The sequence below is a fragment of the Gordonia alkanivorans genome (assembly GCF_004011905.1).
Classification (GTDB): Bacteria; Actinomycetota; Actinomycetes; order Mycobacteriales; family Mycobacteriaceae; genus Gordonia; species Gordonia alkanivorans.
In genome coordinates this window covers 2,413,666-2,440,023 of record NZ_CP027114.1, presented here as the reverse complement: position 1 = coordinate 2,440,023, position 26,358 = coordinate 2,413,666, and the positions used below count along the sequence as shown (strand labels likewise).

Annotated in this window: 26 protein-coding genes; 6 read left to right on the top strand and 20 right to left on the bottom strand. The window is 68.7% G+C overall.

Translation table 11 applies throughout. The features are described from left to right. Positions 1-8: 8 nt before the first annotated feature. Positions 9-1,226 (top strand): IS110 family RNA-guided transposase, encoded by a 1,218-nt coding sequence (locus tag C5O27_RS10975; protein WP_127962528.1) that lies wholly within the window; start codon positions 9-11, stop codon positions 1,224-1,226. Between the two features lie 67 nt (positions 1,227-1,293). Here the strand turns inward: C5O27_RS10975 and glgC are convergent, their stop codons facing one another. Next, positions 1,294-2,508 (bottom strand): glucose-1-phosphate adenylyltransferase, encoded by a 1,215-nt coding sequence (gene glgC, locus C5O27_RS10970; protein WP_035751186.1) that lies wholly within the window; start codon positions 2,506-2,508, stop codon positions 1,294-1,296. A gap of 113 nt (positions 2,509-2,621) precedes the next feature. Here glgC and glgA point away from each other — a divergent pair, with 113 nt between their 5' ends. Further along, positions 2,622-3,788: a glycogen synthase gene (gene glgA / locus C5O27_RS10965; RefSeq protein WP_208651467.1), complete on the top strand. Its 1,167-nt coding sequence runs from the start codon at positions 2,622-2,624 to the stop codon at positions 3,786-3,788. Positions 3,789-3,811: 23 nt separating this feature from the next. Here glgA and C5O27_RS10960 read toward each other — a convergent pair whose 3' ends face one another. From C5O27_RS10960 to C5O27_RS10915, 10 genes are all read right to left on the bottom strand, one after another. After that, positions 3,812-4,711 (bottom strand): putative RNA methyltransferase, encoded by a 900-nt coding sequence (locus C5O27_RS10960; protein ID WP_244216629.1) that lies wholly within the window; start codon positions 4,709-4,711, stop codon positions 3,812-3,814. Between the two features lie 41 nt (positions 4,712-4,752). Beyond that, on the bottom strand, positions 4,753-4,920 hold the full coding sequence (locus tag C5O27_RS10955; protein ID WP_004019232.1) for a DUF3117 domain-containing protein: 168 nt from the start codon (positions 4,918-4,920) through the stop codon (positions 4,753-4,755). Between the two features lie 101 nt (positions 4,921-5,021). Next, positions 5,022-5,468, bottom strand: a complete 447-nt coding sequence (locus C5O27_RS10950) for a DivIVA domain-containing protein (protein WP_006359454.1) — start codon at positions 5,466-5,468, stop codon at positions 5,022-5,024. Positions 5,469-5,628: 160 nt separating this feature from the next. Further along, positions 5,629-6,642, bottom strand: a complete 1,014-nt coding sequence (locus C5O27_RS10945; protein ID WP_119032843.1) for a glucosyl-3-phosphoglycerate synthase — start codon at positions 6,640-6,642, stop codon at positions 5,629-5,631. Further along, a complete protein-coding gene (folP, locus tag C5O27_RS10940; protein ID WP_006359456.1) occupies positions 6,639-7,520 on the bottom strand; it encodes a dihydropteroate synthase in 882 nt (293 codons plus the stop codon). Before folP ends, C5O27_RS10945 begins: the two co-directional genes overlap by 4 nt. After that, positions 7,517-9,343 (bottom strand): long-chain-acyl-CoA synthetase, encoded by a 1,827-nt coding sequence (locus C5O27_RS10935; protein ID WP_127962707.1) that lies wholly within the window; start codon positions 9,341-9,343, stop codon positions 7,517-7,519. Before C5O27_RS10935 ends, folP begins: the two co-directional genes overlap by 4 nt. Positions 9,344-9,420: 77 nt before the next feature. Continuing rightward, positions 9,421-9,957: an LOG family protein gene (locus C5O27_RS10930; protein WP_006359458.1), complete on the bottom strand. Its 537-nt coding sequence runs from the start codon at positions 9,955-9,957 to the stop codon at positions 9,421-9,423. Further along, a complete protein-coding gene (locus tag C5O27_RS10925) occupies positions 9,954-10,778 on the bottom strand; it encodes an LOG family protein (protein ID WP_127962706.1) in 825 nt (274 codons plus the stop codon). The genes C5O27_RS10930 and C5O27_RS10925 overlap by 4 nt, the downstream gene beginning before the upstream one ends. Positions 10,779-10,830: 52 nt before the next feature. Beyond that, positions 10,831-11,934 (bottom strand): succinyl-diaminopimelate desuccinylase, encoded by a 1,104-nt coding sequence (gene dapE / locus C5O27_RS10920; RefSeq protein ID WP_127962705.1) that lies wholly within the window; start codon positions 11,932-11,934, stop codon positions 10,831-10,833. Positions 11,935-11,974: 40 nt separating this feature from the next. Beyond that, positions 11,975-12,496 (bottom strand): DM13 domain-containing protein, encoded by a 522-nt coding sequence (locus C5O27_RS10915; RefSeq protein WP_127963820.1) that lies wholly within the window; start codon positions 12,494-12,496, stop codon positions 11,975-11,977. A gap of 214 nt (positions 12,497-12,710) precedes the next feature. Here C5O27_RS10915 and dapD point away from each other — a divergent pair, with 214 nt between their 5' ends. After that, on the top strand, positions 12,711-13,676 hold the full coding sequence (dapD, locus tag C5O27_RS10910) for a 2,3,4,5-tetrahydropyridine-2,6-dicarboxylate N-succinyltransferase (protein ID WP_127962704.1): 966 nt from the start codon (positions 12,711-12,713) through the stop codon (positions 13,674-13,676). Positions 13,677-13,751: 75 nt separating this feature from the next. Here dapD and dapC read toward each other — a convergent pair whose 3' ends face one another. Together dapC and fdxA are read right to left on the bottom strand one after the other, a co-directional pair. Continuing rightward, positions 13,752-14,894 (bottom strand): succinyldiaminopimelate transaminase, encoded by a 1,143-nt coding sequence (dapC, locus tag C5O27_RS10905; protein ID WP_006359463.1) that lies wholly within the window; start codon positions 14,892-14,894, stop codon positions 13,752-13,754. A 60-nt stretch (positions 14,895-14,954) separates the two neighbouring features. After that, the gene (fdxA, locus tag C5O27_RS10900) at positions 14,955-15,284 is read right to left on the bottom strand and encodes a ferredoxin (RefSeq protein ID WP_004019217.1); all 330 of its coding nucleotides are present in this window, start codon (positions 15,282-15,284) and stop codon (positions 14,955-14,957) included. Positions 15,285-15,775: 491 nt separating this feature from the next. On the opposite strand from fdxA, the gene C5O27_RS10895 reads away from it, so the two are divergent. Both C5O27_RS10895 and C5O27_RS10890 read left to right on the top strand, forming a co-directional pair. Further along, positions 15,776-16,369: a cysteine dioxygenase gene (locus C5O27_RS10895; protein ID WP_127962703.1), complete on the top strand. Its 594-nt coding sequence runs from the start codon at positions 15,776-15,778 to the stop codon at positions 16,367-16,369. After that, positions 16,366-16,749, top strand: coding sequence for a rhodanese-like domain-containing protein (locus C5O27_RS10890; protein ID WP_006359466.1), 384 nt, complete (start codon positions 16,366-16,368; stop codon positions 16,747-16,749). Before C5O27_RS10895 ends, C5O27_RS10890 begins: the two co-directional genes overlap by 4 nt. On the opposite strand, the gene cofG is transcribed toward C5O27_RS10890, so the two are convergent. The 7 genes from cofG to typA form a co-directional block, all read right to left on the bottom strand. Next, on the bottom strand, positions 16,746-18,053 hold the full coding sequence (gene cofG, locus C5O27_RS10885) for a 7,8-didemethyl-8-hydroxy-5-deazariboflavin synthase CofG (protein WP_127962702.1): 1,308 nt from the start codon (positions 18,051-18,053) through the stop codon (positions 16,746-16,748). The genes C5O27_RS10890 and cofG overlap by 4 nt on opposite strands. Continuing rightward, positions 18,050-19,540 (bottom strand): flavin-containing monooxygenase, encoded by a 1,491-nt coding sequence (locus C5O27_RS10880; RefSeq protein ID WP_127963819.1) that lies wholly within the window; start codon positions 19,538-19,540, stop codon positions 18,050-18,052. Before C5O27_RS10880 ends, cofG begins: the two co-directional genes overlap by 4 nt. Positions 19,541-19,581: 41 nt before the next feature. After that, positions 19,582-20,736 carry an FO synthase gene (locus tag C5O27_RS10875; protein WP_164905314.1) on the bottom strand — a complete coding sequence of 385 codons (1,155 nt, stop codon included), beginning with the start codon at positions 20,734-20,736 and terminating at the stop codon, positions 19,582-19,584. Positions 20,737-20,798: 62 nt separating this feature from the next. After that, a complete protein-coding gene (locus C5O27_RS10870; RefSeq protein WP_006359470.1) occupies positions 20,799-21,188 on the bottom strand; it encodes a hypothetical protein in 390 nt (129 codons plus the stop codon). 5 nt (positions 21,189-21,193) lie between these two features. Then, positions 21,194-22,084: an N-acetyl-1-D-myo-inositol-2-amino-2-deoxy-alpha-D-glucopyranoside deacetylase gene (mshB, locus tag C5O27_RS10865; RefSeq protein WP_127962700.1), complete on the bottom strand. Its 891-nt coding sequence runs from the start codon at positions 22,082-22,084 to the stop codon at positions 21,194-21,196. Beyond that, positions 22,081-24,015 carry an ABC transporter family substrate-binding protein gene (locus C5O27_RS10860; RefSeq protein WP_006359472.1) on the bottom strand — a complete coding sequence of 645 codons (1,935 nt, stop codon included), beginning with the start codon at positions 24,013-24,015 and terminating at the stop codon, positions 22,081-22,083. The genes mshB and C5O27_RS10860 overlap by 4 nt, the downstream gene beginning before the upstream one ends. Before the next feature lie 66 nt (positions 24,016-24,081). Then, complete coding sequence (typA, locus tag C5O27_RS10855; protein ID WP_127962699.1) at positions 24,082-25,992, bottom strand: translational GTPase TypA; 1,911 nt, start codon at positions 25,990-25,992, stop codon at positions 24,082-24,084. A 185-nt stretch (positions 25,993-26,177) separates the two neighbouring features. On the opposite strand from typA, the gene C5O27_RS22735 reads away from it, so the two are divergent. Beyond that, positions 26,178-26,354 carry a hypothetical protein gene (locus C5O27_RS22735; protein ID WP_164905313.1) on the top strand — a complete coding sequence of 59 codons (177 nt, stop codon included), beginning with the start codon at positions 26,178-26,180 and terminating at the stop codon, positions 26,352-26,354. Positions 26,355-26,358 lie beyond the last annotated feature (4 nt).

Genomic DNA, 26,358 nt, shown 5'->3' with positions numbered 1-26,358 from the left:
CGTTCGACATGATCTTCGTGGGCAACGACTGGGCATCCGATCACCACGACGTGTGCGTGATGGATGAGACCGGCAACGTCCTGGCCACCCGCCGATGTGCTGAATCAGCAGCCGGCATCACCGCCCTGCACGACCTACTCGCCCGCTTCGCCGATCAACCGCAGCAGGTGGTGGCGGGTACCGAAACCGAACACGGCATGTGGGTCGACGCGTTGGTCGCCGCCGGCTACCAGGTGTATGCGATCAACCCACGATCTGTCTCCCGCTATCGCGATCGCCATCATGTCGGTGGCACCAAATCCGATAAGGCCGACGCGAAAACCCTCGCCGATCTGGTGCGTACCGACCGCCACAACCACCGACTCGTCGCCGACGACAGTGCCGAAGCCGACGCGATCCGGGTGATGGCCCGTACCCATCAGAATCTGGTGTGGGCCCGCTCGGCACAACAAAACGTGCTGCACGCCCAACTGCACGCCTACTACCCGGCCGCACTCGAAGCCTTCGGCGGGGATCTGGCCCACCGCGACACCCTCAGCGTGCTTCGGCGGGCCCCCACCCCCGACCAGGGGGCGCGACTGTCGGTGGCAGCACTGCGGTCGGCGTTGAAAAAGGGTGGCCGGCAACGCAATATCGACGCCCGAGCCCGCGAGATCCACCAGGCGCTAGGTGCCTCCGGCCATCTGACCGCGCCACCGCAGCTGGTCGCCGCATATGCGGCGACGGTGACCGCAACAGTGGAGATGCTCACGGCATTGAACACTCAGATCGTCCAGCTCGAAACCACTCTCAACCAGTCTTTTGACACGCATCCGGACGCCGCGATCTACCTGTCCATGCCCGGAATCGGTGAAACCATCGGCGCCCGGATGCTCGGCGAGTTCGGGGATGACCCCGAACGCTATGCCACCGCCAAGTCTCGCAGAAACTACGCCGGTACCTCACCAAGAACCATCGCCTCGGGTAAAGGTCACGTCGTGTTGGCCCGGCACATCCGCAACACCCGACTCAACGACGCCGCCATGGCAATGGCACAAAGCGCGTTGACCGGCAGTGTCGGCGCCCGCGCCTACTACGACAACCTCAAAGCCCAGAACAAGACCCACACACAAGCCCAACGAGCATTGGCCAACCGGCTCATCGGCATCCTCCACGGCTGCCTGGCCCACCACACTCTTTACGACGAACACACCGCCTGGGGCCACCGCGCAAACCTCGCCGCTTGACACCTTGCACCCCTGGGATGTCTTCGTGGCTCGCTCCGCTCGCACCTCAGGGAGCAGAAGTTCGGCGCTAGACCCGAATCCCCTTGCCGACCGTCACGACGCCACCGGTGCTGACGGAGAACCGTTCCCGGTCGGCGTCGGGGTCGACGCCGAGCTGCTCACCGTCGCCGACGACGACGTTCTTGTCGAGGATCGCCTTGCGGACGACCGCCCCCTTGCCGATGCGTACGCCCGGCATGAGGACGCTGCCCTCGATGGTCGCCCCGTCCTCGACGACGACGTTCGACGACAGGACCGAATTGCGTACCGTCCCACCCGAGATGATGCAGCCCGAACCGACCACCGAGTCCTCGGCCACGCCGCCCTGGACGAACTTGGCCGGCGGCAGGTTGTGCGTCTCGCCACGGATCGGCCAGCGGCCGTTGTAGAGGTTGAAGATCGGGTGCACGGACACGAGATCCATGTGCGCCTCGTAGAACGCGTCGAGGGTGCCGACGTCGCGCCAGTAACCCTTGTCGCGCTCGGTCGCGCCGGGCACCTCGTTGTCCTTGAAGTCGTAGACGTAGGCGGTGTCGCGGGCGACGAACGCCGGGATGATGTCGCCACCCATGTCGTGGTCGGAGTCGGAGTCGGCGGCGTCTTCGCGCAGCGCCTCGACGAGTGCCTCGGTGGTGAACACGTAGTTGCCCATCGAGGCGAAGGTCGAGTCCGGGTCGTCCGGCGTGCCGGGCGGGTCCGCGGGCTTCTCCAGGAAACGGGTGATCTTGCCGGAGGCGTCGGAGTCGATGCAGCCGAAGGCGACCGCCTCCGCACGCGGTACGCGGATGCCGGCGACGGTGACATCGGCACCGGATGCGATGTGCGCCTCGACCATCTGCGACGGGTCCATGCGGTACACGTGATCGGCGCCGAAGACCACGATGTACTCGGGCTGTTCGTCGGTGATGAGGTTCATCGACTGAAAGATCGCGTCGGCGCTGCCGGTGTACCAGCGGGGCCCGAGGCGCTGCTGCGCGGGCACCGGCGTGATGTATTCGCCGTGGAAACCCGACGTCCACCAGGTCTGCGAGATGTGCCGGTCCAGCGAATGCGATTTGTATTGCGTCAGCACGCAAATGCGCTCGTATCCGGCGTTGACCAGGTTCGACAGCACGAAGTCGATGAGCCGGTAGGCACCGCCGAAGGGCACCGCAGGCTTGGCCCGGTCCATCGTCAGCGGGTAGAGGCGTTTACCTTCGCCGCCTGCGAGGACGATGCCGAGGACGTGCGGCTGTGATCTCACTCCCCCAACTTAACCGCGATCGAGAGCCTCGGCCAGATGACGGCACCAACGGATTCGCGGCCGTGTTCGCACAGCGATGGCGAACTGCCCGCGATGCCACTAGCGTCGTCATCATGAGGGTGGCGATGATGACACGGGAGTATCCGCCCGAGGTGTACGGCGGCGCCGGTGTACACGTCACCGAATTGGTCCGCCACCTACGAGATCTCGCGACCGTCGACGTGCACTGCATGGGCGCCGAACGCGACACCGCAGCGGTCTATTCACCGGATCCGGGCTTGGCCGGTGCGAATGCGGCGATCACGACACTCTCCGCCGACCTGCGCATGGCTGTCGGAGCCGAAGGCGCCGAAGTCGTGCACTCCCACACCTGGTACACCGGGCTCGCCGGACACGTCGCCGCGCAGCTGTACGGCGTACCGCACATCCTCACGGCACATTCACTGGAACCTTCACGCCCGTGGAAGGCGGAGCAACTCGGCGGTGGCTACCGGGTGTCGAGCTGGGTCGAACGCAACGCGGTCGAATACGCCGACGCGGTGATCGCGGTGAGCTCGGGCATGCGCAACGACGTCTGCAACACCTACCCGCGGCTGGATCCCGAGCGGGTCCACGTGGTGCGCAACGGCATCGACACCACCCAGTGGTATCCCGTCGACGACCCCTTCGGACCGGAGTCGACGCTGGCCGCGCTGGGCGTCGATCCCCGGCGCCCGATCGTCGCCTTCGTCGGGCGCATCACCAGGCAGAAGGGTGTCGCACATCTTGTCACGGCCGCCCACGACTTCGACCCCGACGTCCAGCTGGTGCTCTGCGCCGGTGCGCCCGACACCCCGGAAATCGGCGCCGAGGTCGAGTCGGCGGTCGGCAAGCTGTCCGCATCCCGGCCCGGTGTGCACTGGGTCCGGGAGATGCTCCCGCTCCCCAGAATCCGCGAGATCCTCACCGCGGCATCGGTCTTCGTGTGTCCGTCGGTGTACGAACCGCTGGGCATCGTGAACCTGGAGGCCATGGCCTGCGGGACCGCGGTCGTGGCGTCGGAGGTCGGCGGCATCCCCGAGGTGGTTCGCGATCACGTCACCGGCCGGCTGGTGCCGTATGACCCCGTCGATCCACAGGCCTTCGAGCACGATCTCGCCCAGACGGTCAACGCCGTCGTCGCCGATCCGGTCATGGCAACGGCGATGGGTGTGGCCGGCCGCGAACGTGCCGAGGCCGAGTTCTCCTGGGCGACGATTGCCGAACAGACCCTCGGGGTGTACCGCTCCGCACTGCGCTGACGCACCGCCCGCGCAGCAGGCGGTCAGCTCCGGACGGTCGGCCGGCAGGTCGTGACGACGACCGACAGCGTCACATCGACCGTGCCGTCCCCTACCAATGCCTCTGCACGCGAGCGAATGTCGGCGTCGTCGGCGTGGAAGGCCGACGGGCCCATCGCCACGAGGTCGCCCACGGTCTGTGCGTCGAGTTCGGTGACGGAACGGATCGGAGACGAGTCGACTACCTCGAATCCGTCGGCGAAGGCGGCCTGCAGTCGTTCGGATTTGCCGGAGTCGACGCGCAGCATCTGCATCGGTTCGATGATCTCGGCGAGATGATCTGCGGCCGGGCTGACGACGACGAGGCCTCCGCCGGGCTGCAGTACCCTCGCGAACTCGGCGGCATTGCGTGGTGCGAACACCGAGAGCGCAACGGTGACAGCGTCATCGGCGATCGGTAGGCCGCGCCAGATGTCGGCGACGATCGCCGCGCGACGTGGGGTGCCGCGGGAGATCGCCCGCGCACAGAACTTGGAGAGGTCGATGCCTATTCCCCGTGCCTCGACCGCAGATGATTCGGCCAGCGCGGAGACCGCGGCGCGAAGGTAGTGGCCGCCACCGGCTCCCGCGTCCAGGACGACGGGTTTGTCCACGCCGGCACCGAATTCGCATGCCCGGTCGGCCACCGCGTCGAGCACCGGCGTGAAGAATCCGGCGTCGTGGACACGTGCGCGGGCCGCGACCATGGACGCGGTGTCGGCACGCAGTGAACCCGAACGTCCGTCGAGCAGCGAGACGTAACCCTGCTTGGCGACGTCGAAGGAATGACCGCCACCGCAGCGGAGTGATCCTCCACGCGGTGACGGCCCGGACCCGGCTCCTGCCGGGGAAGTCTCGTCGTGCCCGGTCCCGGGCGGCGCGGTCTCGAAAGCCCCGGCACACACCGGGCATCGAAGCAGCTCGACGACGTCGGCGAGATCTCCGTTCAGCCGGTGACCCCGCGGAGTTCCTCACCCAGTGCGGCGGCTTCGTCGGCGGTCAGCTCGACGACGAGGCGACCTCCGCCCTCGATCGGAATCCGGACAACGATTCCACGCCCTTCCTTGGCCGCTTCGAGGGGGCCGTCCCCAGTACGTGGCTTCATTGCCGCCATTCTCAAGCTCCCTTCACAGTGTCCTGCTTCGAACATGATACGTGTCGTCGTCTCGATCGAATGCGAGTGCGCGACACAAGCTCTGTTCCGAGGTGCCCCGACTACCTGTCGATGGCTGTCGACGGACCTGCTTCGCGCGAGGCGGGATTGGGGTCCTGATCGTCGTAAACCGCCTGATCCCGGCCGTTCTCGGGGTTGTCGACACCCTCTGCGGCAACGTCGGGAACGCCCGTCGTGCCGGGGGTCACACCTGTCCCCGACTCGCGCTCGCGGAGACGCGCGATGACCGTTCGGAGGTCGTCGACCTCGCGCGCGAGACGCGCGAGCGCCCAGTCGACCTCGGATTGCTTGTAGCCCCGGAACGTCTGCATGAAGCGCAGCGCCCGGACGTCGTCGCCACTGATCCCGACCGTCGGCAGACGGGTGAGGGTGGTGCCGGGTTCGACCGGGGGGAGTTCCTCCCCGCGCCCGAAGACGAACCAGACGATGGCGAACACTGCCCCGGCGACGAGCGCCATGATCAGCAGGTACAGCAGCAGGGTCTGCATACGTCCCATCCTGACAGACCGGCGTCGGGCGGCCCTCGCGGCACCTGGCCGTCTCGTCGGACGACCGGTCCGCACACGACACCGGCGACACTGCGTCACGCGGAGGGGCGTGTCACGTGTCGCCGGAGTCGAGGAGTGGTCGGTTCCCGGACGAAGTCGCCTAGGAGGCCATCACCTTGGAGTCGATGGAGCGGAGGGTGTTCATCGGGGGACGGTCCTCCAGGTAGACCTCGGTGGTGTGCGGGGTGAACGAGCCGTCGGGCTCGGCGGTGAACTGGGTGAGTCCGACGCCGGAGTCCTCGATGCCGCATCGGCGCATCAGCGTGCCGACGATCTGCCGGCTCATGACGCCGAGCTCGATGAGTGGACGGTTGCGGTGGGTGCGGACGCCGAGGTTGACCTGTCCGATGCCGCCGAGGCCGTACCGATCGTAGGTGTCGATGAGGAGACCGATCTCCACGCCGTAGCCGGGCGCGAACGGCACCGACGACAGCATCTCGCGGGTGCCGGCGTATTCACCGCCGAGCGGCTGCAGGACCGCGGTGAGGTCGGGCTTCTGGGAGGCCAGCAGTGGGCGGGCGACGAGTTCGGTGACGCGGCCGCCGCCGTTGGCGTCCTGGGTGCCGCCGGTACGCAGCGGACGGCGGTAGTAGCCCTTCACCAAGTGGATCTCCGGGTTCACCAGGAGCGGGCCGAGCATCTTCGGCACGAACATGGGGTCCGGGTCGATGAGGTCGGAGTCGACGAAGGCGATGATGTCGCCGGTGGTCGCGGCGATCGAACGCCACAGCACCTCACCCTTGCCCTTGACGGGTTCGAGCTCGGGCACCGCCTCCTCACGGCTGATGACCTGCGCACCGGCCGCGAGCGCACGCTCGGCGGTGGCATCGGTGGAGCCCGAGTCCAGGACGATCAGTTCGTCGACGAGCGTGCCGTACAGGGGCATGATCGAGGCGATCACGTCGGCGACGGTCTCCTCCTCGTTCAGGGCGGGCAGCACCACCGAAACGGTGCGTCCGTCCTTGGCGGCGACGAGTTCGTCGATGGTCCAGTCCGGCTGCTCCCAGGTGTGGGTCGCCGACCACTGCCGCTTGGTACCGAGCGCCTCGGCCGGCGTCGGCCAGACGGCGGCCTTGTCGCGACCGATGGGGTTACGTCGCTTCTGCTTGGTCATGCAAGTCCCCTGACTGTTCGGGCGGGCGGTCTCGTTCCCGCGATGGCAGCGACCATGTCGACCACACGACGGGTGGCGGCGACCTCGTGTACGCGAAAGATCCGGGCGCCTTCGGCGGCGGCCAGAGCGGTCGCGGCGAGGGTTCCCTCCAACCGTTGCTCCAGGTCTGTACCCAGAGTCTCCCCCACAAAGTCCTTGTTGCTCAGCGCCATCAGGACCGGCCAACCCGTATTAACAAGATCTTTTACACGGCGTAACAGTGCGAGCCCGTGGTGAGTGTTCTTGCCAAAATCATGCGTCGGGTCGATAACGATCGCGTCTCGATGTACGCCCGCTGCCAGGGCCCGCTCCGCCGCCCCGGTCACCTCGTCGAGCACGTCGGCCACCACCGCGTCGACGGAATCGCCGTAGGAGACGCGGTGCGGGCGGGTCCGGACGACGGCACCGCCGGTGTGCGAACACACGATCCCCGCACCCCGTTCGGCCGCGACCGCGACGACCTCGGGGTCGACTCCGGCCCACGTGTCGTTGATGAGGTCGGCCCCCGCCGCGCACGCCTGGTCGGCGACCTCGCTGCGCCAGGTGTCGACGCTGATCAGCACATCCGGGTGGCGCTCCCGGATCCACGAGATCATCGGCACCACGCGAGCCGCCTCGGTCATCGCGTCGACCTCTTCGCCGGGCCCTGCCTTCACCCCGCCGACATCGATGATGTCGGCACCTTCGGCGACCACCTGGTCGACGCGCCGCTGTGCAGCGGTGTCGTCGAAGCTGGCGCCACGGTCGTAGAAGGAGTCAGGGGTGCGGTTGACGATCGCCATGACCAGCGCACGGTCGACGGCCACCGGACGACCGCACAGGGTCGGCGAAACGGTCATCCCTTGGGGACCTTGGCGGCTGCCACGTCGTCGGGGTAATCCTCGTAGTACTCCACGTAGCCCTTCTCCTTGCCGACCAGCACGTAGACCTGATCGGCCTCGGCGTCGGCATAACCTTCCTTACGGAGTTCGACTTTACGGTTCTTGAACGTCGAAGTCTGCTCGAAGTCGTCGACGATCCGCACGAACAGCGGCACCGCATAGAACGGCAGCGCCTTGTAGAGGTGTTCGGCGAGCCGCTTCGGGTCGAGGTCGGCACCGTCGCGCAGCTTGATCGCCACCATCCCGGCGCGGCCATCGGTGCCGGGTACCTCGACGCCGTAGACCACCGACTGGGCCACCGCGTCGTATGAGTCGACGGCACCCTCCACCTCGGTGGTGGCCACGTTCTCGCCCTTCCAGCGGAAGGTGTCGCCGAGGCGGTCGACGAAGGCGATGTGCGCGAAGCCCTGATCGCGGACGAGGTCGCCCGAGTTGAAGTACGAGTCCCCCTCCTTGAAGGCGTCGCGCACGATCTTCTTCTCGGTCTCCTCCTCGTCGGTGTAGCCGTCGACCGGCACCCGGTTGGAGATCTGCGCGAGCAGCAGGCCCGTACCGCCCTTGCCGACCTCGGTCAGTCGGCCCTCGGAGTCGCGCTTGGGATTGCCCTCCTCGTCGTACTCCACGATCTTGTACGGCAGAGGGCAGAACCCGGCCGTCTTGTCGACGGTGAAGGCGTTGACGAAGGCGAGGTTGAGCTCGCTTGCGCCGTAGAACTCGACAACGCGGTCCACGCCGAACCGCTCACGGAATTCGTCCCAGATGTCGGGGCGCATCCCGTTTCCGACCACGGTGTGCACCGAGTGCTGCAGATCTGTGGGCTTCTCCGGCTGCGCCAGCAGGTAGCGGCACAACTCACCGATGTAGCAGAAGGCGGTGGCGCGGTTGAGGATCACGTCGTCCCAGAACTTCGACGCCGAGAACGACTTGCCGATCGCGAAGCATGCCCCCGACGCGAGCACCGACGACAGGGACACCGACAGTGCGTTGTTGTGGTAGAGCGGCAGCGGCACGTACATGGTGTCGCTGTGGCGCAGGCGGACCGCGAGACCGCCGATACCGGAGAAGCTGGCCAGCCATCGGTTGTGGCTCATCACGCTGGCCTTGGGCATCCCGGTCGTGCCCGAGGTGAAGATGTAGAAGGCCTTGGTCGAGGCCGGCAGCTGTGCGGTGACCTCCGGGTCGGTGTCCGCCTTGCCCTCGGCGGCCGCGTCGAACTCGGCGAAGTCGAAGACATGGTCGGGCAGCGCCGACTCCGGGATCGACTCGAAGGCCTCGGCACAGTCCGGGTCGTGGACGAGGACCTTGGCCCCGAGCAGCTTGACCGAATGCTCGAGGACCTCGCCGCGCTGGTTGTAGTTCAGCATTCCGGCGATCGCGCCGAGCTTCACCGTCGCGAGCATCAGCAGCAGATCGGTGGTGTTGTTCTTGGAGAGCAGGGCGACCACGTCACCCTTGCCCACACCGGCCTCGGAAAGAACTGCGGCGTAACGGTTCACCCGGCGATTGGCCTCGCCGTAGGTGGTCGTGCGGCCCTCGAACCGGACGAACGGGCGGTCCGGATGGGCACTCGCATGCTTCTGGAAGACCGAGCCGATCGTCTTCTTCGCTTCCGGCGGCCGCCGGATCAGGCCCGGCGCGTGCTTGATCATCCCGGTCGCGTGTGGCGCCATCCTGGCCACGCCGCGCAGGAGATCCCCCACCCCGACCGTCTTCACCGTGTCCTGATTCGAACCGTCTGTCGTCGAGTCCGTCTGGACGTCCTTGGGCTGGGTCTCTGGCATGTGGCCTCCGCTCTCCGCTGGGCGTCGTGAGTGCCCCGCGCACTCACCGCGCCACCTTACCGGCCGGTAGGAAGTTTCTACCGCTGTGTCGCCAACTCGATCGCCTCGTCGACAGAGGCCGTGACCAGCAGTCGATCCAACGACCGCTGGGAGACGAAACCGGTTGTCGACAACTCTCGCAGCCAGCCGAGGAGCGGCGCGTAGAAATCGAAAGGGTCGAGCAGGACCACCGGCTTCTCGTGCATGCCCAGGTACCCACCCGTCCAGGTCTCGAACAGCTCCTCGAGAGTTCCGATACCCCCGGGGAGCGTGATGAAACCGTCGGCACGCTCGTCCATGATGCGTTTGCGCTCACGCATGGTCTCGGTGATGACGAGTTCGTCGGACCCGAGGTCGGCCACCTCGCGCTCGATCAGCGCCTTCGGGATGATGCCGATGGTGTTGCCGCCCGCCGCGCGCGCCGACGTGACCAGCGCACCCATCATCGAGACGTTGCCGCCGCCGGAGACGACGACGTGACCGGCACGCGCGAGCGCCGCCCCCACCTCGGAGGCGAGATCGAGGAAGCGTTGCTCGACGGGACCGGACGCACAGTAGACACAGACGGCACTCACCGGGCAATCGTGCCATCGACTCCCGACTGGTTCACGCCGGGTTGCGTCGGGGCGGCGGCCTCGATCGTCGCGACGACGTCGTCCGGGTCGTCGACGACGGTCAGCAGGTCGAGGTCCTCGGGCGAGATCATCCCGCGCGCAGCCAGCACGTCGCGCATCCAGTCGAGCAGGCCGCCCCAGAAGTCGCTGCACACCAACACGATCGGGAATCGCACCACCTTCTTGGTCTGTACCAGGGTGAGCGCCTCGAACAGCTCGTCGAGCGTGCCCATGCCGCCCGGCAGGCAGACGAAGGCCTGCGCGTACTTCACGAACATCGTCTTGCGGACGAAGAAGTAGCGGAAGTTCATGCCGAGGTCGACCCAGGGGTTGAGGCCCTGTTCGAAGGGCAGCTCGATGTTCAGGCCGATCGACTGGGCACCCGCCTCGTGCGCACCCTGGTTGGCCGCCTGCATCGCGCCGGGCCCGCCGCCGGTGATCACCGCGTAGCCGGCCTCGCCGAGCGCACGACCCACGCGCACGCCGAGTGCGTACTCCGGCGAATCCGGCTTCAGCCGGGCCGAGCCGAACACGGTCACCGCCTCGGCGACCTCGCTCATCGCGTCGAAGCCTGCGACGAACTCCGACTGGATGCGCAGGACCCGCCACGAGTCGCGCATCGTGCGTTCGGCGCGACGATCCGCATCGCGCGGGTCGACCCATTCGAGAAGCCGCCGGTCCGTGGTCTTGCCGCGCTGCTCCGGCCGCATGCGGATGGGGCCGACGTAGCAGACGTCGTCAGCGGCGGAGTCGGTGGCGAGAGGTTCCGGATCGGTCGACATGCGGCTCACGCTAGCAGCGTGCGATGCGGCTCCCGGCCGGCGTCGGCCGGGCTCAGGACAGGTACGCGCGCAGCAGCTCGGTGACCGTGCGGATCTGCTCGACCGGGACGCGCTCGTCCCGACGATGCGCGAGGTTCGGGTCGCCGGGCCCGAGGTTCACCGCGGGGATGCCGAGGGCGGAGAACCGTGAGACGTCGGTCCAGCCGTACTTGGCGCGGAAGCGTCCCTGCGCGGCCTCGACGAGCGCGGCGGCCGCCGGGTGGGCCAGGCCGGGGAGCGCACCGGCCGCGGCGTCGGTGACCTCGAGAGTGACCGTGCCGTCGGCGAGGTCGGCGGCGAAGACCTCGCCGACGTGGTCGAGGGCCTGCTCGACGGAACGGTCCGGGGCGAAGCGGAAGTTCACGTCGACGTGCGCCGCGTCGGGGATGACGTTGCCTGCGACACCGCCGCCGAGCCCGACCGCCGAGAGTCCCTCGCGGTACTCGCAGCCGTCGATGTCGACGCGGCGCGGCTCGTAGGCGGCCAGCGTGGTCAGCACTCCCCCGAGCTTGTGGATCGCGTTGTCCCCCATCCACGAGCGGGCCGAGTGCGATCGCGTTCCCGACGTCGAGAGCCGAACGCGCAGCGTCCCTTGACAACCCGCCTCGATGAGACCGGCGGTGGGTTCGCCGAGGATGGCGACGTCACCGGCGAGCCACTCCGGCAGTTCCCGCTCGATGTCGTTGAGGCCGTTGAACTCGGCGGCGATCTCCTCGCAGTCGTAGAAGATCAGCGTCAGGTCGTGGGCGGGATCCTCGAGCGTCGCGGCGAGGTGCAGGAACACGGCGTCGCCCGACTTCATGTCGACGGTGCCGCAGCCGTGCAGCACGTCGCCCTCCTCGGGATGCCTCTCGCGTCGCGACGGCAGATTGCCGGCGACGGGCACGGTGTCGAGGTGCCCGGCGAGGATGACGCGCTGCGCCTTCCCCCGGTTGGTGCGGGCGAGTACCCGGTTGCCGTGCCGGAGGATCTCGAAGCCCGTCGTCTGTTCCCGCAGTGCCGCTTCCACCGCGTCGGCGATGGCCGACTCGTTGCGCGACTCGCTCTCGATGTCGACGAGGGCGGCGGTCAGTTCGACGGGATCGGCGGCGAGGTCGAGTGCGGTGTTCACGTCCATACGTTAGCGGTGGTCACGACCAGCCCCAACCGCATGTGGTTCAGCCCACCGCCGGCGGGGTCAGCTCGGCGGCGCCGAAGGAGACGCTGAACTTCACACACCACAGGAACACCGCGGGATAGGCGTCGAGGTCGACGTCGGCAGGGATCTCGTAGACCTGGTTGCCCTTGTTGCCTTTGATCGTCCCGAGGTCGACGTGGGGCGGATCGGCGGCGGTCCGCCAACCGCTGAAGCCTTCGACGACCTCGGCCTGCGACAACCAGACGTGGACGTCGGGTCCGGTGGTGGTGTCGAGGTCCTCGATGGCGAGAACCCGTGTACCGTCCGGCTTCTCGATGATCGTGACGGTTCCCGAGGTCGAATGCTCGTGGCTGATCAGCCGGCCTTCGGACAGCACGACGGGCGCGGCGGGCGGCGGTTGACCGACCTGCGAGGTCGACGGCGTCACGGCGACCGGGATCTCGTCGTCGACCTCGGTGTCGACGAAGATCAGCCACGGCTGGAAGATCACCGCGGCGACCGCGACAGCGACGACGATCAGCACGCCCACGCCGCCGAGCACCCAGGGCCAGCGACGCCTGCGCCGCGGGGCGGGTGGGGAAGGTCGGTCGTGGCCGGTCATGGCAGCGACGATACGAGCCCCGAACCTGCCCCCACCAGGACTTTGAGCCATTCGGATGACGGGCGGGCACCCGTCGGCCCCGATGCGCCGACGGCGGCGGGCGGCGGGAGGCGCGGCGTCGTTCACCCGGGCCGATCGCCTAGACTCGGGTGCCGTGACAACTACTGGCGCACACGCAACTGGCATCGCAACGGTGATCGACGGGGGGTCGACTCCGGGAGTCGTGCTCGACGTCTGGTTCCCCGCACCCGAACTCGACGGCGTCGAGACCGCCGAGACCGTCGTCCTCGACGAGGAGTCGACACCGGCGGAACTGCGCGAACTGGTCGGTGTCGACGAGGCCCGCGGCGTCAAGACCGTCGCGGTCCGCACCGGCATCGCCGACCTGTCGGTCGCCCCGGTCGACGCCTACGACGTCTACCTCCGACTCCACCTGCTCTCCCACCGGCTCATCGAGCCGCACGGCGCGAACCTCGAGGGCATCTTCGGGATGCTCACCAACGTCGTCTGGACCAATCACGGTCCGTGCGCGATCGAGAACTTCGAGTCGGTGCGCGCCAAGATGCGCGCCCGCGGTCCGGTCACCGTGTACTCGATCGACAAGTTCCCGCGCATGGTCGACTACGTCGTCCCCGGCGGCGTCCGCATCGGTGACGCCGACCGCATCCGTCTCGGCGCCCACCTGGCCGCCGGCACCACGGTGATGCACGAGGGCTTCGTGAACTTCAACGCAGGCACTCTCGGGTCGTCGATGGTCGAGGGTCGCATCTCGGCGGGTGTCGTCGTGGGCGACGGCTCCGACATCGGCGGCGGCGCGTCGACGATGGGCACGCTCTCCGGCGGCGGCAAGGAGATCATCTCGCTGGGCAAGCGCTGCCTGCTCGGCGCGAACGCCGGCTGCGGCATCCCGCTCGGCGACGACTGCGTCATCGAGGCCGGTCTCTACGTCACCGCCGGCACCAAGGTGACCGGCCCGGACGGCACGCAGATCAAGGCGCGCGACCTGGCGGGCCAGTCGAACCTGCTGTTCCGTCGCAACAGCCTGACCGGCGCGGTCGAGGTCGTGCCGTGGAAGGGCGACGGCATCGCGCTCAACGAGGCGTTGCACAAGCACAACTGACGCCCCCGCAAACCCGCCTTCTTTACCTGGAAACGCCACCCCGCGGGGTGGCGTTTCCACGTGAAAGGGATGGGTTCATGCGGTGAGTCGCGCGGCCGCGGCCGCGATGCGCTCGTCCGTGGCGGTGATTGCCATGCGGACGTGCTTCTCCCCTGCCGGTCCGTAGAAATCGCCGGGGGCGCAGAGGATTCCGCGGTCGGCGAGCCAGGCCACGGTATCGCGGCACGGCTCGTCGCGGGTGGCCCAGAGGTACAGGCCGGCCTCGGAGTGGTCGACGCGGAAACCGGCCGACTGCACTGCGGCGAGCAGAGTACGACGCCGAGCCGCGTAGCGCTCACGCTGTTCGTAGACGTGCGTGTCGTCGCGGAGTGCTGCGGTCATCGCACCCTGAATCGGGAAGGGCAGCATGAAGCCGGCGTGCTTGCGAACCGCGAGCAGTTCGGCGATGAGCTCGGTGTCGCCCGCGAAGAAACCTGCCCGGTAGGACGCGAGGTTGGAGATCTTCGACAGCGAGTGCACCGCGAGCAGACCGGTGTGGTCGCCGTCGCAGACCCGCGGGTCGAGGATCGAGAGCGACTCACCCTCCCAGCTCAGCCCCAGGTAGCACTCGTCGGACACCACGACGGTGCCGCGTTCGCGCGCCCAGCCGACGACCTTGCGCAGGTGGTCGACGCCGAGGATCTTGCCGGTCGGGTTCGACGGCGAGTTGATGAACATCAGCGCCGGGTTCATCGGGCCGAGGGCGACGGTCGAGTCGGCCCGGATGGCGCGGGCACCGGCCAGCAACGCACTGACCTCGTAGGTCGGGTAGGCGACCTCCGGGATCACCACGTCGTCGCCCGGGCCGAGACCGAAGGTCGACGCCAGGCCGGCGATCGCCTCCTTGGTGCCGATGACCGGGAGGATGCCCGACTGGTCGAGGTTGGTGACGCCGTGGCGGCGGACAAGCGACTCGGCAGCGGCCTCGCGCAGCTCGGTGGTGCCGATGGTCGTCGGATACCCCGGGAACCCGGAGGCGTCGGCGAGGGCGTTTCGGATCAGCTCCGGCACCGGATCCACCGGCGTGCCGACCGACAAGTCGACGATGCCGTCGGGATGGGACTGCGCCGTGGCCTTGGCACCCGCGAGGGTGTCCCACGGGAAATCGGGCAGCCGACCGCTCACGCGCGTCGCCGACACACGCAGCGGCGCTGCTGCGCGAGAGGTGGGAGTGCTCACTGCGAGGTCAGTCCTATCCGTCCGGGCGGTCTACTTCGAAGACGGTGAGTCGTCGGGCTGTCAGTCTTCTTCGTTCATGGGCGGCAGGCCCTTGATGAACGCCGGGTCGGCGTCGGTCTTGCCGACCTTGCTCGCGCCACCGGGCGAGCCGAGGTCGTCGAAGAAGTCGGCGTTGGCGCTGACGTAGGGTTCCCACTCATCCGGGACATCGTCCTCGTAGAAGATCGCCTCGACCGGGCACACCGGCTCGCACGCACCGCAGTCGACGCACTCATCCGGCTGGATGTAGAGCATGCGTCCACCCTCGTAGATGCAGTCGACGGGGCATTCCTCCACGCAAGCCTTGTCCAGGACATCGACGCAAGGCTCCGCGATGATGTAGGTCACCACTCACTCCTTCGCTAGGAAGATCGTTGTCGGCGCGAGGCGGAGGATCAGTTCGGCGTCGAACGACTCTCCGGCGTCGGCGCCGGTTGCGGTCCGAGGGCTGGTCGAACCGCAACCCAGAGTATCCGCCCCGGCGGTGCCCACGACGAAATCACCCCCGGCTCCAGGGCGCGCAGAAGGCCCTGCTGTAACGAGAATCACATCACGGACGGGTCGAACGGTCACATCGAACCCGAGTCGACGTCGCAGGCCACCCGCCCCCGTTTCGCGTCGACACTCGGACTTTCGCTCAGTGTGCCGACAATTCTCGACGAGCGCCGATCCGTCGGGCATCCTCGGCGGCATGTTCGTCGTGAATCCGGTCGCTGTGGGCCGCCCTCGCACCAGCCTCTGCGCTGTGTCGTGGCTCGAGCCGGCGTCGCGGGACATGTGCATGCGCTGTCGCTGATCCTCGGCTCCCGACCCACACATCCATTCCCCTCAAGGATCTCTTCATGACCTCGACCCTTGCCCGCACCACGTCTGCCTCTCTTCGCTCGCCGAACGTCCCTCACCTCGCCCGGACTCGGGTGGCGGCCGACGCACCGCGCCCGCGGACCCACCTGCCGACGCATCTGCGTCCCGCCGACCTGCTGCGCATCACCGACCAGGGTGTCGCCGATGTCCTCGACGGCCGGCACGACGCCCTGCTCCCCACCGAATGGGACACCACGCACCGCTGGTCGACGCGCCTCTACGCCGACGACGATCTCGACGTCTGGCTCATCAGCTGGACGCCCGGCGAAGCCACCGAACTCCACGACCACGCCGGTTCGCTCGGCGCACTGACCGTCCTCTCGGGGTCCTTGCGGGAGTACCACTGGACGGGGGACGATCTGGCTGTGCGCGTCCTTGACGCCGGCGACCAGGCGGCCTTCCCTCTCGGGTGGGTCCACGACGTCGTGAAGAACCCGACGACCCGGGTCGCCGGGCCGACGCTCAGCGTCCACGCCTACTCCCCGCCGCTCACCGCGATGTCCTACTACGAGGTGGCCGACGCCGGCCATCTGCGTCGTACCCGCACGATCCTGACCGACGAACCCGAATGAGCGGCAAGCCGACTCCACGCACCATCGACGACGTCCTCGCCGAGGCACGCTCACGACTGCAGCGCATCGACGCCGCATCGGTCCCCGCCGAACTCGAGGACGGAGCGGTCCTCGTCGACATCCGGCCGGCCGCCCAGCGAGCCCAGGAGGGCGAGACGGATCTGGCGCTCGTCATCGAGCGGAACGTCCTCGAATGGCGGTGCGATCCCGCCAGCGATGCCCGAATCCCCGAGGCCGTCGACCACGACGTGCGGTGGATCATCCTGTGCCAGCAGGGTTATACGTCGAGCCTCGCCGCAGCCGCCTTGCAGGACCTCGGGCTGCATCGCGCAACCGACGTGATCGGCGGGTACGAGGCGCTCGCGCCGGTGCTCCGCTAGGCGACGGCCGGCCAGGGCCGCGGCACCGGCCGCGTGTCCACGGCGAGGCCCGTCGCCGGGTCTGCCAACGCGGCGACATGCTGCGTGAGGGCCGGGTCGATCCAGTCCGCGGCGTCGAGCACATACGTCGGTTGCGCGGTGATGCGTTCGGTGAGAACGAAATCCGACTCCGCGGTCCGCGCAGCGAGCGCATCCAGGTTGGGCCAGGGACGTTCGGGGTTCACGTGGTCGGGAGTCAGCGGCGACACCCCGCCCCAGTCGTCGATTCCGGAGGCGATGAGCGCGGCGCATTCGGCCGGCGACACCAGGTTCGGCGGTGCCTGCACCCGCATGTGCGGCCCGAGCACTATACGTGCGACGGCCACCGCCGCCAGGAACTCACTCATCTCCGCATCGGGGTTGGATCGCATCGCGGTGTCGGGCTTGGCCCGGAAGTTCTGCACGATCACTTCCTGGATGTGGCCGCCCGCGGCCTGCACCTCCGCGATCGCGAGCAGGGATTCGGCTCGCTCGTGGAGTGATTCGCCGATCCCGACGAGGATGCCGGTCGTGAACGGGACTCGCGCGGCACCGGCGTCGCGGAGCACCTGCATGCGGACCAGCGGGTCCTTGTCCGGGCTGCCGTAGTGTGGTTGCCCCTTCTCGGTGAAAAGACGACGCGACGTGGTCTCGAGCATCATGCCCATCGACGGGGCCACCGGCCGCAGGTGCAGGAGCTCCTCGAGGCTCATCACCCCGGGGTTCAGATGCGGCAGCAGGCCGGTCTCGGTCAGCACGGCCACCGCGGCCGCACGGACGTAGTCGAGGGTCGACGAGTATCCGCGCTCGGCCAGCCATTCGCGGGCCTCCGGCCACCGATCCTCGGGACGGTCACCGAGCGTGAACAGGGCTTCCTTGCAACCGAGGTCGGCTCCGCGGCGGGCGAGGTCGACGACCTCGTCGACTTCGAGGTACAACCCCTCGCCGGCGCGGGCGAGTTTGCCGGGCACGGTCACGAAGGTGCAGTAGTGACACCGGTCCCGGCACAGACGGGTCAGCGGGATGAACACCTTGCGCGAGTAGGTGACCTGCCGCGGCCGGCCGACCGCGGCGAGCCCCTCGTCGCGGATCGCGCCGGCGAGCGACTGCAGGCGCACGAGATCCTCTCCGGCACAGGACAGGAGCGTGACGGCCCGGTCGATGTCGATCGACTCCCGGGCCTCGGCGGCGGCAAGGGCGGCATCGATCGCCTCACGTGAAGGACGTTCCCCGGCAACACTTTCCACCGGTTCGGTCCGCACCACGGGGATGCTGAGGTCGGTCATCGTTCCCCCTCCGATGAATCGAGGATGGTCAGATAGGGCGCGGGATCGAACGTGCCGTTGCGTTCTCGGAACGACGCCGCGGTCCCCGGCCACAGCAGCGTCAGGCGGCCGCTCTCCGGGTCGACATACCAACTGTCGCAACCGGTCAGCCACACGGTCGACGCGCTGCGCTCGTCGATCTCGCGGGTGTAGGCGGCCTCGGCCTCGGCCGAGACCTCGAGTGCCCGGACGTCGGTGTCGCCCATGAACTCCAGCGCACCGAGCACGTAGTCGAGCTGCGTCTCGATCATGTAGATCGCCGAGTTGTGGCCCAGCGCCGCGTTCGGCCCGTCGAGCACGAACATGTTCGGGAATCCGCTGACGACGGTCGAGGCATACGAGGTCATGCCCGATGACCAGTGCTCGGCGAGGTGCAGTCCCGCGCGGCCGACGACCCGGCTCGCGGCCGGCGGACGCGCGGACTCGAAACCCGTTGCCATGACGAGGAGGTCGAGGTCGAAGGTGCGTCCGCTGCGCGCGGTGGCCTTGGACTCGGTGATGGACTCCAGCGCACTCGGCTCGAACACCACGTTCGGCCGCTGCAACGCAGGATAGAAGTCGTCGCTGAGAAGGATTCTCTTGCAACCGATCTCGTAACCCGGTGTCAGGTGGTCACGCAGCTCCGGATCGTCGACCTGCTCGTGGAGATGGTTGCGGGCGCGGGCCCGGATCTCGTCGATGTCGGGGTGGAGGCCGAGTCGCTGCCGGAACGCCCCGTCGGCCTCGGTGAGGAGCCGGTGGCGGACCTCGCCGGCGACCTCGGGATCGAGTAGGGCGGCGCGTTCGTCGGCCGAGTACCGGCGGTCTTCGCGCGGCACCACGTAGGGAGCGGTCCGGCAGAACACGACGAGTTCCTCGGCGGCGTCGGCCAGGTGCGGGATGAGCTGCACCGCCGACGCACCGGTTCCCACGACACCGACCCGGGCACCGTCGACGGCGACGTCGTCGTGCCAGGCCGCCGTGTGGACGACCTGACCGGGAAATTGGCCGAGACCCTCGATGTCGGGGATCTTCGCCTCCGACAACCGGCCGACGGCGAGGACGAGACTACGCGCGCGGAACGCCCGGCCCGGTCCGTCACCGTTGCCTGCGGTGATCATCCAGCGGGCCGCGGCCTCGTCCCAGGCCGCCTGCCGCAGTTCGCAGTTCAGCAGGATGTGCTCGGCCAGGCCCTCTTCGGCGACGGTCAGCTCGAGGTAGTCGCGGATCTCGTGCCCACTCGGATACCGCGAGGCCCAGTCGGCCGGCGGACGGAACGAGAACGAGTACAGGTGTGCGGGGATGTCACAGGCGATGCCGGGGTAGACATTGTCGCGCCAGGTGCCGCCCACCGCGTCGGCACGTTCGAGGACGACGAAGGATTCGCGGCCGCGACGGGCGAGTTGCGTGGCCATCCCGAGACCGGCGAAGCCGGCACCGATGATGGCGACATCGATCTCCTGCGACATGTCGATGTCCACCCGCTCACCCCCCTGCGTCGTCGTCACCGTCACGAACGTACCTGCGGGATCGGGAGCAACCGATGGGCTTCCGGCTCGGCATAACGCGTGGTGCGCTGACGCGGTGTACGACCGGCGCGTTCGGCGATGGCGACGAGGGTGTCGGCGTCGAGGACCCGGCCCACCTCCGGACCGGCATCCGGCATGAGCCGACCGTCGAGCAGCAGGCCGCCGATGTCGTCGGCGCCGCCGCGCAACAGCAGGTCCACGGTGTCGGGGTCCAGCTTCGTCCAGGCGACCTGCACGTGGTCGATGAGACCGACGGACATCAGCCGGGCGACCGCGTGCAGTGCGCGGGTCTCCCGCTGCGAGGCGGTCGACGTCGCGGCGGCGGTCAGATGCGGCGGCGTGTTGGAGGCGACCATCGGCATCAGGATCAGCTCGCTGAGTCCACCCGTGCGGCGCTGGATCCCGAGCAGTGTCCGCAGGTGCGCGACCTGATGCTCCGGCGTCTCGACGTGCCCGTAGACGATGGTGGCCGTCGAGAAGAGTCCGACGCCGTGCGCGGCCTCGATGACCTCGATCCACTCGCGGGCGGGTGCGGAGCCGGTGGGTGACAGAAACCCGCGGACGGAGTCGTCGAGGATCTGGGCGGCGGTCCCGGGGATCGACCCGAGCCCGGCGGCGCGGAGGCGGCGGAGGTGTTCGACGATCGGCACCCCGGTCCGGACCGCACCGTCGGCGATCTCCGCAGCGCGGTACGCGTGCAGGTGCAGACCGGCTGCCGCATCGGTGATCTCCGCGACGAGGCGGACGTAGTCGGTGGCCGGCCGGTCGGCGGGCAACGGGCCCTGCATGCAGATCTCGGTGGCTCCGAGTTCCACGGCCTCCCCGACCAGCTCGGCGAGCGCGGGCTCGCCGGGGCGGCGTTCATCCGAGATGAGTCGGGCGGCGACCCCGGTGTCCAGATTGCGGTTCACGACGAAGGTCACGGCGTCGGGATCGGTGACCCTCGCCCGGACGGTGTCGGCGAGTTCGCACAGTTCTTCCAGCCGGGTGCCGGAGGCGCCCAGCAGCGCGACCCAGCCCTCGTCGTCGAGGGCATCGGGGCCGAGGGCTGTCGGGTCGTCACGGAGACGACTCAGGGCCGCCGTGACGCGCTCGATCGGGGCCGTGATGTCTTCGGCCCACGCGCGCAGAACCATGACCACACTCTAACGCTCGTTCGGTTACACCCTTCGCCCCGAGGGAACGGCGGCGGGGAAAGTCAGTCGTCGGCTTCGGGAAGCCGATGGGTCCAGCCGAGAAACGCCGCCGGGCCGACACCCAGCACCAGCAGAAAAAGGGTCTGCACCAGGTAGTTTCCCGACGTGCTCAGGATGACGTCGCCACCCGGCCCCGGGATCCCGCCGGCGATGACGACGACGAGCCCCCATGCGGCAAGCGGTGCATAGCGCAGCGGTGACGAGGTGTATCCGGCCGCCAGCCACAGCAGCACGGCGTTGAGAAGTCCGCCGATCAGAGCCGCGACAGGCAACGCGACCCCGCCGAACCGCAGGTACGCGAAGGCAACGCTGAGCAGGCCCACCACGAAGCCGTCGAGGGTCAGCAGCGCCAGCAGGAGCCGGTCGCGGACATGCGGATCGAGCGCTGGCATCTTCGCTATCCGATCCCGGCGAAGAGGTCCGTCTCCCGGTCGCCGCCGGGGGCCTCACGCGGATCGTGGTCGGTGAGGATGAAGTGCTCGTGGTCGTGGATCGGCTGCAGGATGTTGTTCGACAGCGCGTACTCGGTCCCCGACGGCGCGACGGTCACCTGCGTGGCGTGCGCGGCGAGTCCGGCGACCTTGTGCGAGTAGTACGCCCGCACGTCGACCTCGGTGGTGATCCGGTCGTCGGGGTAGCTCGGCAGTTCGCCGGGCCGCGGCATCCGCCAACCGTCCGGCACGGCGCGAGCCGCCGCGAGACCGTTCTCCAGGGCGCTGCGCTCGGTGACCGACTCGTACAGCTTCGCCGGGCCCGCACCGGCCTCCCGGGCACGCGCGACCGCGGCCGCGGTGACCTCGTGGACGAGTTTGTGGTCGGGATGGCCGTAGGTGCCCGACGCGTCGTAGCTGACGACGACCTGCGGGGCGAAGCCGAGGAGCAGGTCGAACAGCACGCCGACCGGCTCGTCGAACGGCGCCCGGACGAGCGCGCGCGGGTGGTCCGCCGACGGCGCCCCGGCCATGCCGGAGTCACGCCAGCGGCCGGCCCCGCCGAGGAAGCGGGGCGTCAGGGCCGGCCCGTCGGCCGGGCTGAGTGCGGCGAGGGCACGGGTCAGTTCGGCGATGCGGTACCCGCCGAGCTGGTCGGCGCCGCCGTCGGAGACGAGCTGTGCGAACTCGTCTCCGATGACCTCACCCTCTTCGCCGAGGGTGAAGGTCAGGACGCGAACGTCGACGCCTTCGGCGAGGTAGCGGGCGATGGTCCCGCCGGTCATGATCGTCTCGTCGTCGGGGTGGGCGTGGACGAGCAGCAGCCGCCGGTCGGCGGTGGGAGAAGCGTCGGTCACGAGAGTTCCCAGTTGACCGCGGTCCCGAAGATCGACTCCTGGATCGGGCCGGTGAGCGGCACATCGCGCACCTCGGGCGTGACGCCGACGATCATCGAATCCTGGTACAGCGGCAGGTAGATGGCCTGCGCGGCCAGCAGCGGCTCCGCCTGCTCCAGCGTCGAGATCGGGTCGTCCTCGGACATCGCGTTGCGTGCGAGTTCGATCAGCGTGGGATCGCAGAGACCGGAGATGTTGCTGGCGTAGCTGTCGCCGACGTCCCCACCGCTCGGCGCGATGCTGGTCGGGGTCGGCGGTGTGGCGGGCGACGGCTCGGTGCTCGGTTTGGGTTGGTTGCAGTCGACCTGCGATGCCAGTGACGCCGCGGGCGGCACACCGAGTCCGGTCCAGCCGACGACGAGGTCGACGCGCTTCTGGGTCAGCGCCGAGCCGTACAGCTCGCTGTTCGGCATCGTCACCACCTGGGCACGGATTCCTGCGCTGCGGAGCTGGTCGACGACGCTCGCCGCGGCCGACGTGGCGCGGGGGTCACCGGCGACGGCGCCGACACGCACGAGGAGGTCCTGGCCCTCCTTCTGGAACGGCAGGACGCCCTCGGGCAGCTTGGCGACCTCGACCGCACCGGGGGTCGGCGTCGCCGCCGGGGTCGACGGCGTGGACGAGCCCGACGCAGAAGGCGATTCCGACGCAGGCGCACCGGTGGATGGCTCGGGGACGGGCGAGGCCTCTCCGGCCGTCTCCGGGTCCGCCCGGCGGTATCCGGCGTCGGCGAGGAGCGCGTCGACCGCGGCACGATCGGGTCGCGCCCGCGAGACGGGCGTGTACCCGGGGTCGGACGGCGCGAAGACGGTGTTCGCGTACGGCTCCACGATCCAGTCCCCCGCACCGGCGAAAGTGGTCAGCCGCGCGTCGACGAGGCCGAGGATCGCGCGCCGCAGCTCGACCGAGCTCATCGCGTCGGTGCGGGCGTTGACGCTGATCCCCAGTGACCTCGAGGTGAGGCTGCGTTCGGTCTCCAGGCCGGGTAGTGCCGAGAGTTCGGCGGCGGTCGCCGGCGAGGCCCCGAGCGCGACGATCTCGGAGTCGCCGGAACGGACGGAGTCGAGCATCTGGGCGTTGTTGCCCGCGCGGCGGAGCACGACCTGGTCGAGTCGGGGCGGTGTCACCCAGTAGCGGTCGTTGCGGGCCAGCCGCACCTCGTCGCGGGTCTTGTCGATCCCGACGATCGCGTACGGGCCGGCCGACACCGGCTTGCCGGTGTCCATGCCGGTCTGGAAGCCGGCGGGGGCGCCCTTGAGGACGTGACTGGGCAGCAGGCCGGTGAACAGCTCGCGCCAGGCCGGGTACGGCCGCTCGAAGCGCACCTCGACGAGCTTGCCGCCCTCGCGGGACTGCACGGAGTCGATGAGGCGGTAGCCGGCCGGGGCCACCACGTTGGGCTGACGCGACATCTGCTGCCACAGGTAGCTGAAGTCGTCGCCGGTGACCGGCAGGCCGTCGGACCACTGGGCGTCGGTGTGGATCCGGTAGGTCACCGTGAACGGCTGCCGCGACGTCACCTCCGCGGTGGTGACGAAGTGGCGCTGGAGTTCCCAGACAGGTCCGGCAGGTGTCTGCACGGGTGAGAAGGCGCTCGGCAGTGTCATCGCGGCGACCGCGGTGGTCACCGGATTCTGGTCGGCCGCGATGTGCGGGTTGAACCCGTTGCCGACCGAGTCGGTGGCGATGAAGACCGTCTTCGCGACCGGGTACTCGGTCGGCGTCGGCGGCGGACCGGTGTCACGGACGGGCGGCGGCGGATCCGCCGTGCACGCCGTCAGGGCGATGAGCAGAGCGGCGCCGCACGAGAGCAACCCGAGCACACGGCCCCGGGTCCGGTTCGTGGCGTCGCGACCCTGTGGCCTCGCGCGTTTCACCTCGGATACCCCCATGAAGATGCTTCTCGGTCGATCGGACGAGTGCCGGTCTCCCGCTCGCGCGAGAGACCGGCTCGGCGGTCAGCTGACCGCGGCGTCCCGGGACTTGGCCCGCGAACGCTCACGGGCGCGGGTGTTCGAGTCCAGGTGCACCTTACGCACCCGTACGACCTCAGGGGTGACCTCGACACACTCGTCGGCGGCACAGAATTCCATGGCGGCCTCGAGATCGAGCTGCATGGGCTTGGCCAGCGTCTCCATCACGTCGGCGGAGGACTGACGCATGTTGGTCAGCTTCTTCTCGCGGGTGACGTTGATGTCGAGGTCCTCGTGACGCGGGTTGATACCCACGACGTGACCTTCGTAGCTGTCGTCGCCCGGGTTGACGAAGAACGTGCCGCGGTCGGCGAGCTGGATCATCGCGAACGGGGTCACCGTGCCGGAGCGGTCGCTCACGAGCGAGCCGGTGTGGCGGGCGCGGATCTCGCCGGCCCAGGCGTCGTAACCGTCGAAGACGGCGTTGGCGATACCGGTACCGCGGGTCTCGGTGAGGAAGTCGGTGCGGAAGCCGATCAGACCGCGCGACGGGACGATGAACTCCATGCGGACCCAGCCGGTGCCGTGGTTGTTCATCTGCTCCATGCGGCCCCTGCGGGCGGCCAGCAGCTGGGTGACCGCACCGAGGTACTCCTCGGGCACATCGACCGTCAGGTGCTCGAACGGCTCCTGGACCTTGCCGTCGACCTTGCGGGTGACCACCTGCGGCTTGCCGACGGTCAGCTCGAAGCCCTCGCGACGCATCTGCTCGACGAGGATCGCGAGCGCGAGCTCACCTCGACCCTGTACCTCCCAGGCGTCCGGGCGGCCGATGTCGAGCACGCGCAGCGACACATTGCCGATGAGCTCGGAGTCGAGGCGCTGCTTCACCATGCGGGCGGTCAGCTTGTGACCGGACACGCGACCCGCCAGGGGCGAGGAGTTGGTGCCGATGGTGACCGAGATGGCCGGCTCGTCGACGGTGATGCGCGGCAGCGGCTGCGGGTTCTCGAGGTCGGCGAGGGTGTCGCCGATCATGATCTCCGGCATACCCGCGACGGCCACGATGTCGCCGGCGACCGCCGACTCCGCCGGTGCGCGTTCGACGCCGACGGTGGCGAGGAGTTCGGTGATCTTGGCGCGCTCGACGACGGGCTCACCGTCGACCTCGCGGCACCAGGACACCTGCTGACCCTTGCGCAGGGTGCCGTTGTGGATGCGGACGAGCGCGAGACGGCCGAGGAAGGCCGACGCGTCGAGGTTGGTGACGTGGGCCTGCAGCGGGGCCTCCGGATCGCCCTTGGGCGCCGGGACGTGCTCGAGCAGGACGTCGAAGAATGCGTCGAGGTTCTCGGCGTCCGGGATCTCGCCGTTGGCCGGCTGCTCGATGGAACACACGCCGGCGCGGCCGGAGGCGTAGAGCACCGGGAGTTCGAGCACGAGCTCGGCGGCCTTCGCGGCTTCCTCGTCGAGGTCGGAGGCGAGGTCGAGGAGCAGGTCCTGCGTCTCGTCGACGACTTCCTGGATGCGCGCGTCGGGGCGGTCGGTCTTGTTGACGACCACGATCACCGGAAGCTCGGCGGCGAGGGCCTTGCGGAGGACGAAGCGCGTCTGCGGGAGCGGCCCCTCGGACGCGTCGACCAACAGCACGACCCCGTCGACCATCGACAGGCCGCGCTCGACCTCACCGCCGAAGTCGGCGTGGCCGGGGGTGTCGATGACGTTGATGACCACCTCGGTGCCATCCGGCTGGCGCCGGTGAACCGAGGTGTTCTTGGCGAGAATGGTGATGCCCTTCTCACGTTCGAGGTCGCCGGAGTCCATCACCCGGTCGACGACCTCGGCGCGCTCTCCGAAGACGCCGGACTGGCGCAACATGGCGTCGACGAGGGTGGTCTTTCCGTGGTCGACGTGCGCGACGATGGCGACGTTCCGGAAGGTGGGGGCAGCGCTCACAGGCTCTCTTTCGTGTTGATGGGGACCGCCTCGGCGGCAGGCATTCAGCTCGCGGCCGAACAGCTCTGACCGGCGACAAGTGCAGATCACCTAGGGATTCAACGCTACAGAGTATCGGTTTATGTGGTGAGACCGCGATCACAGGCTTCCGAGCACCCGTTATTAGGGTCTGCTAACCTCGCCGCATGGGTAAGGTCGACGCGGCCAAGGTGGGCTCTCTGAAGCCCAAGAAGAAATGCTGCAAGAGCACCACGCGGTGCGTGCGGTGTCCCGTGGTGATCCACCGGATGCGCAAGCTCGACACCTCGGAAATGAGCAAGAAGGAACTCAGCAAGGCGCTGAAGAAGGCACGCGCCGCCTGAGCAC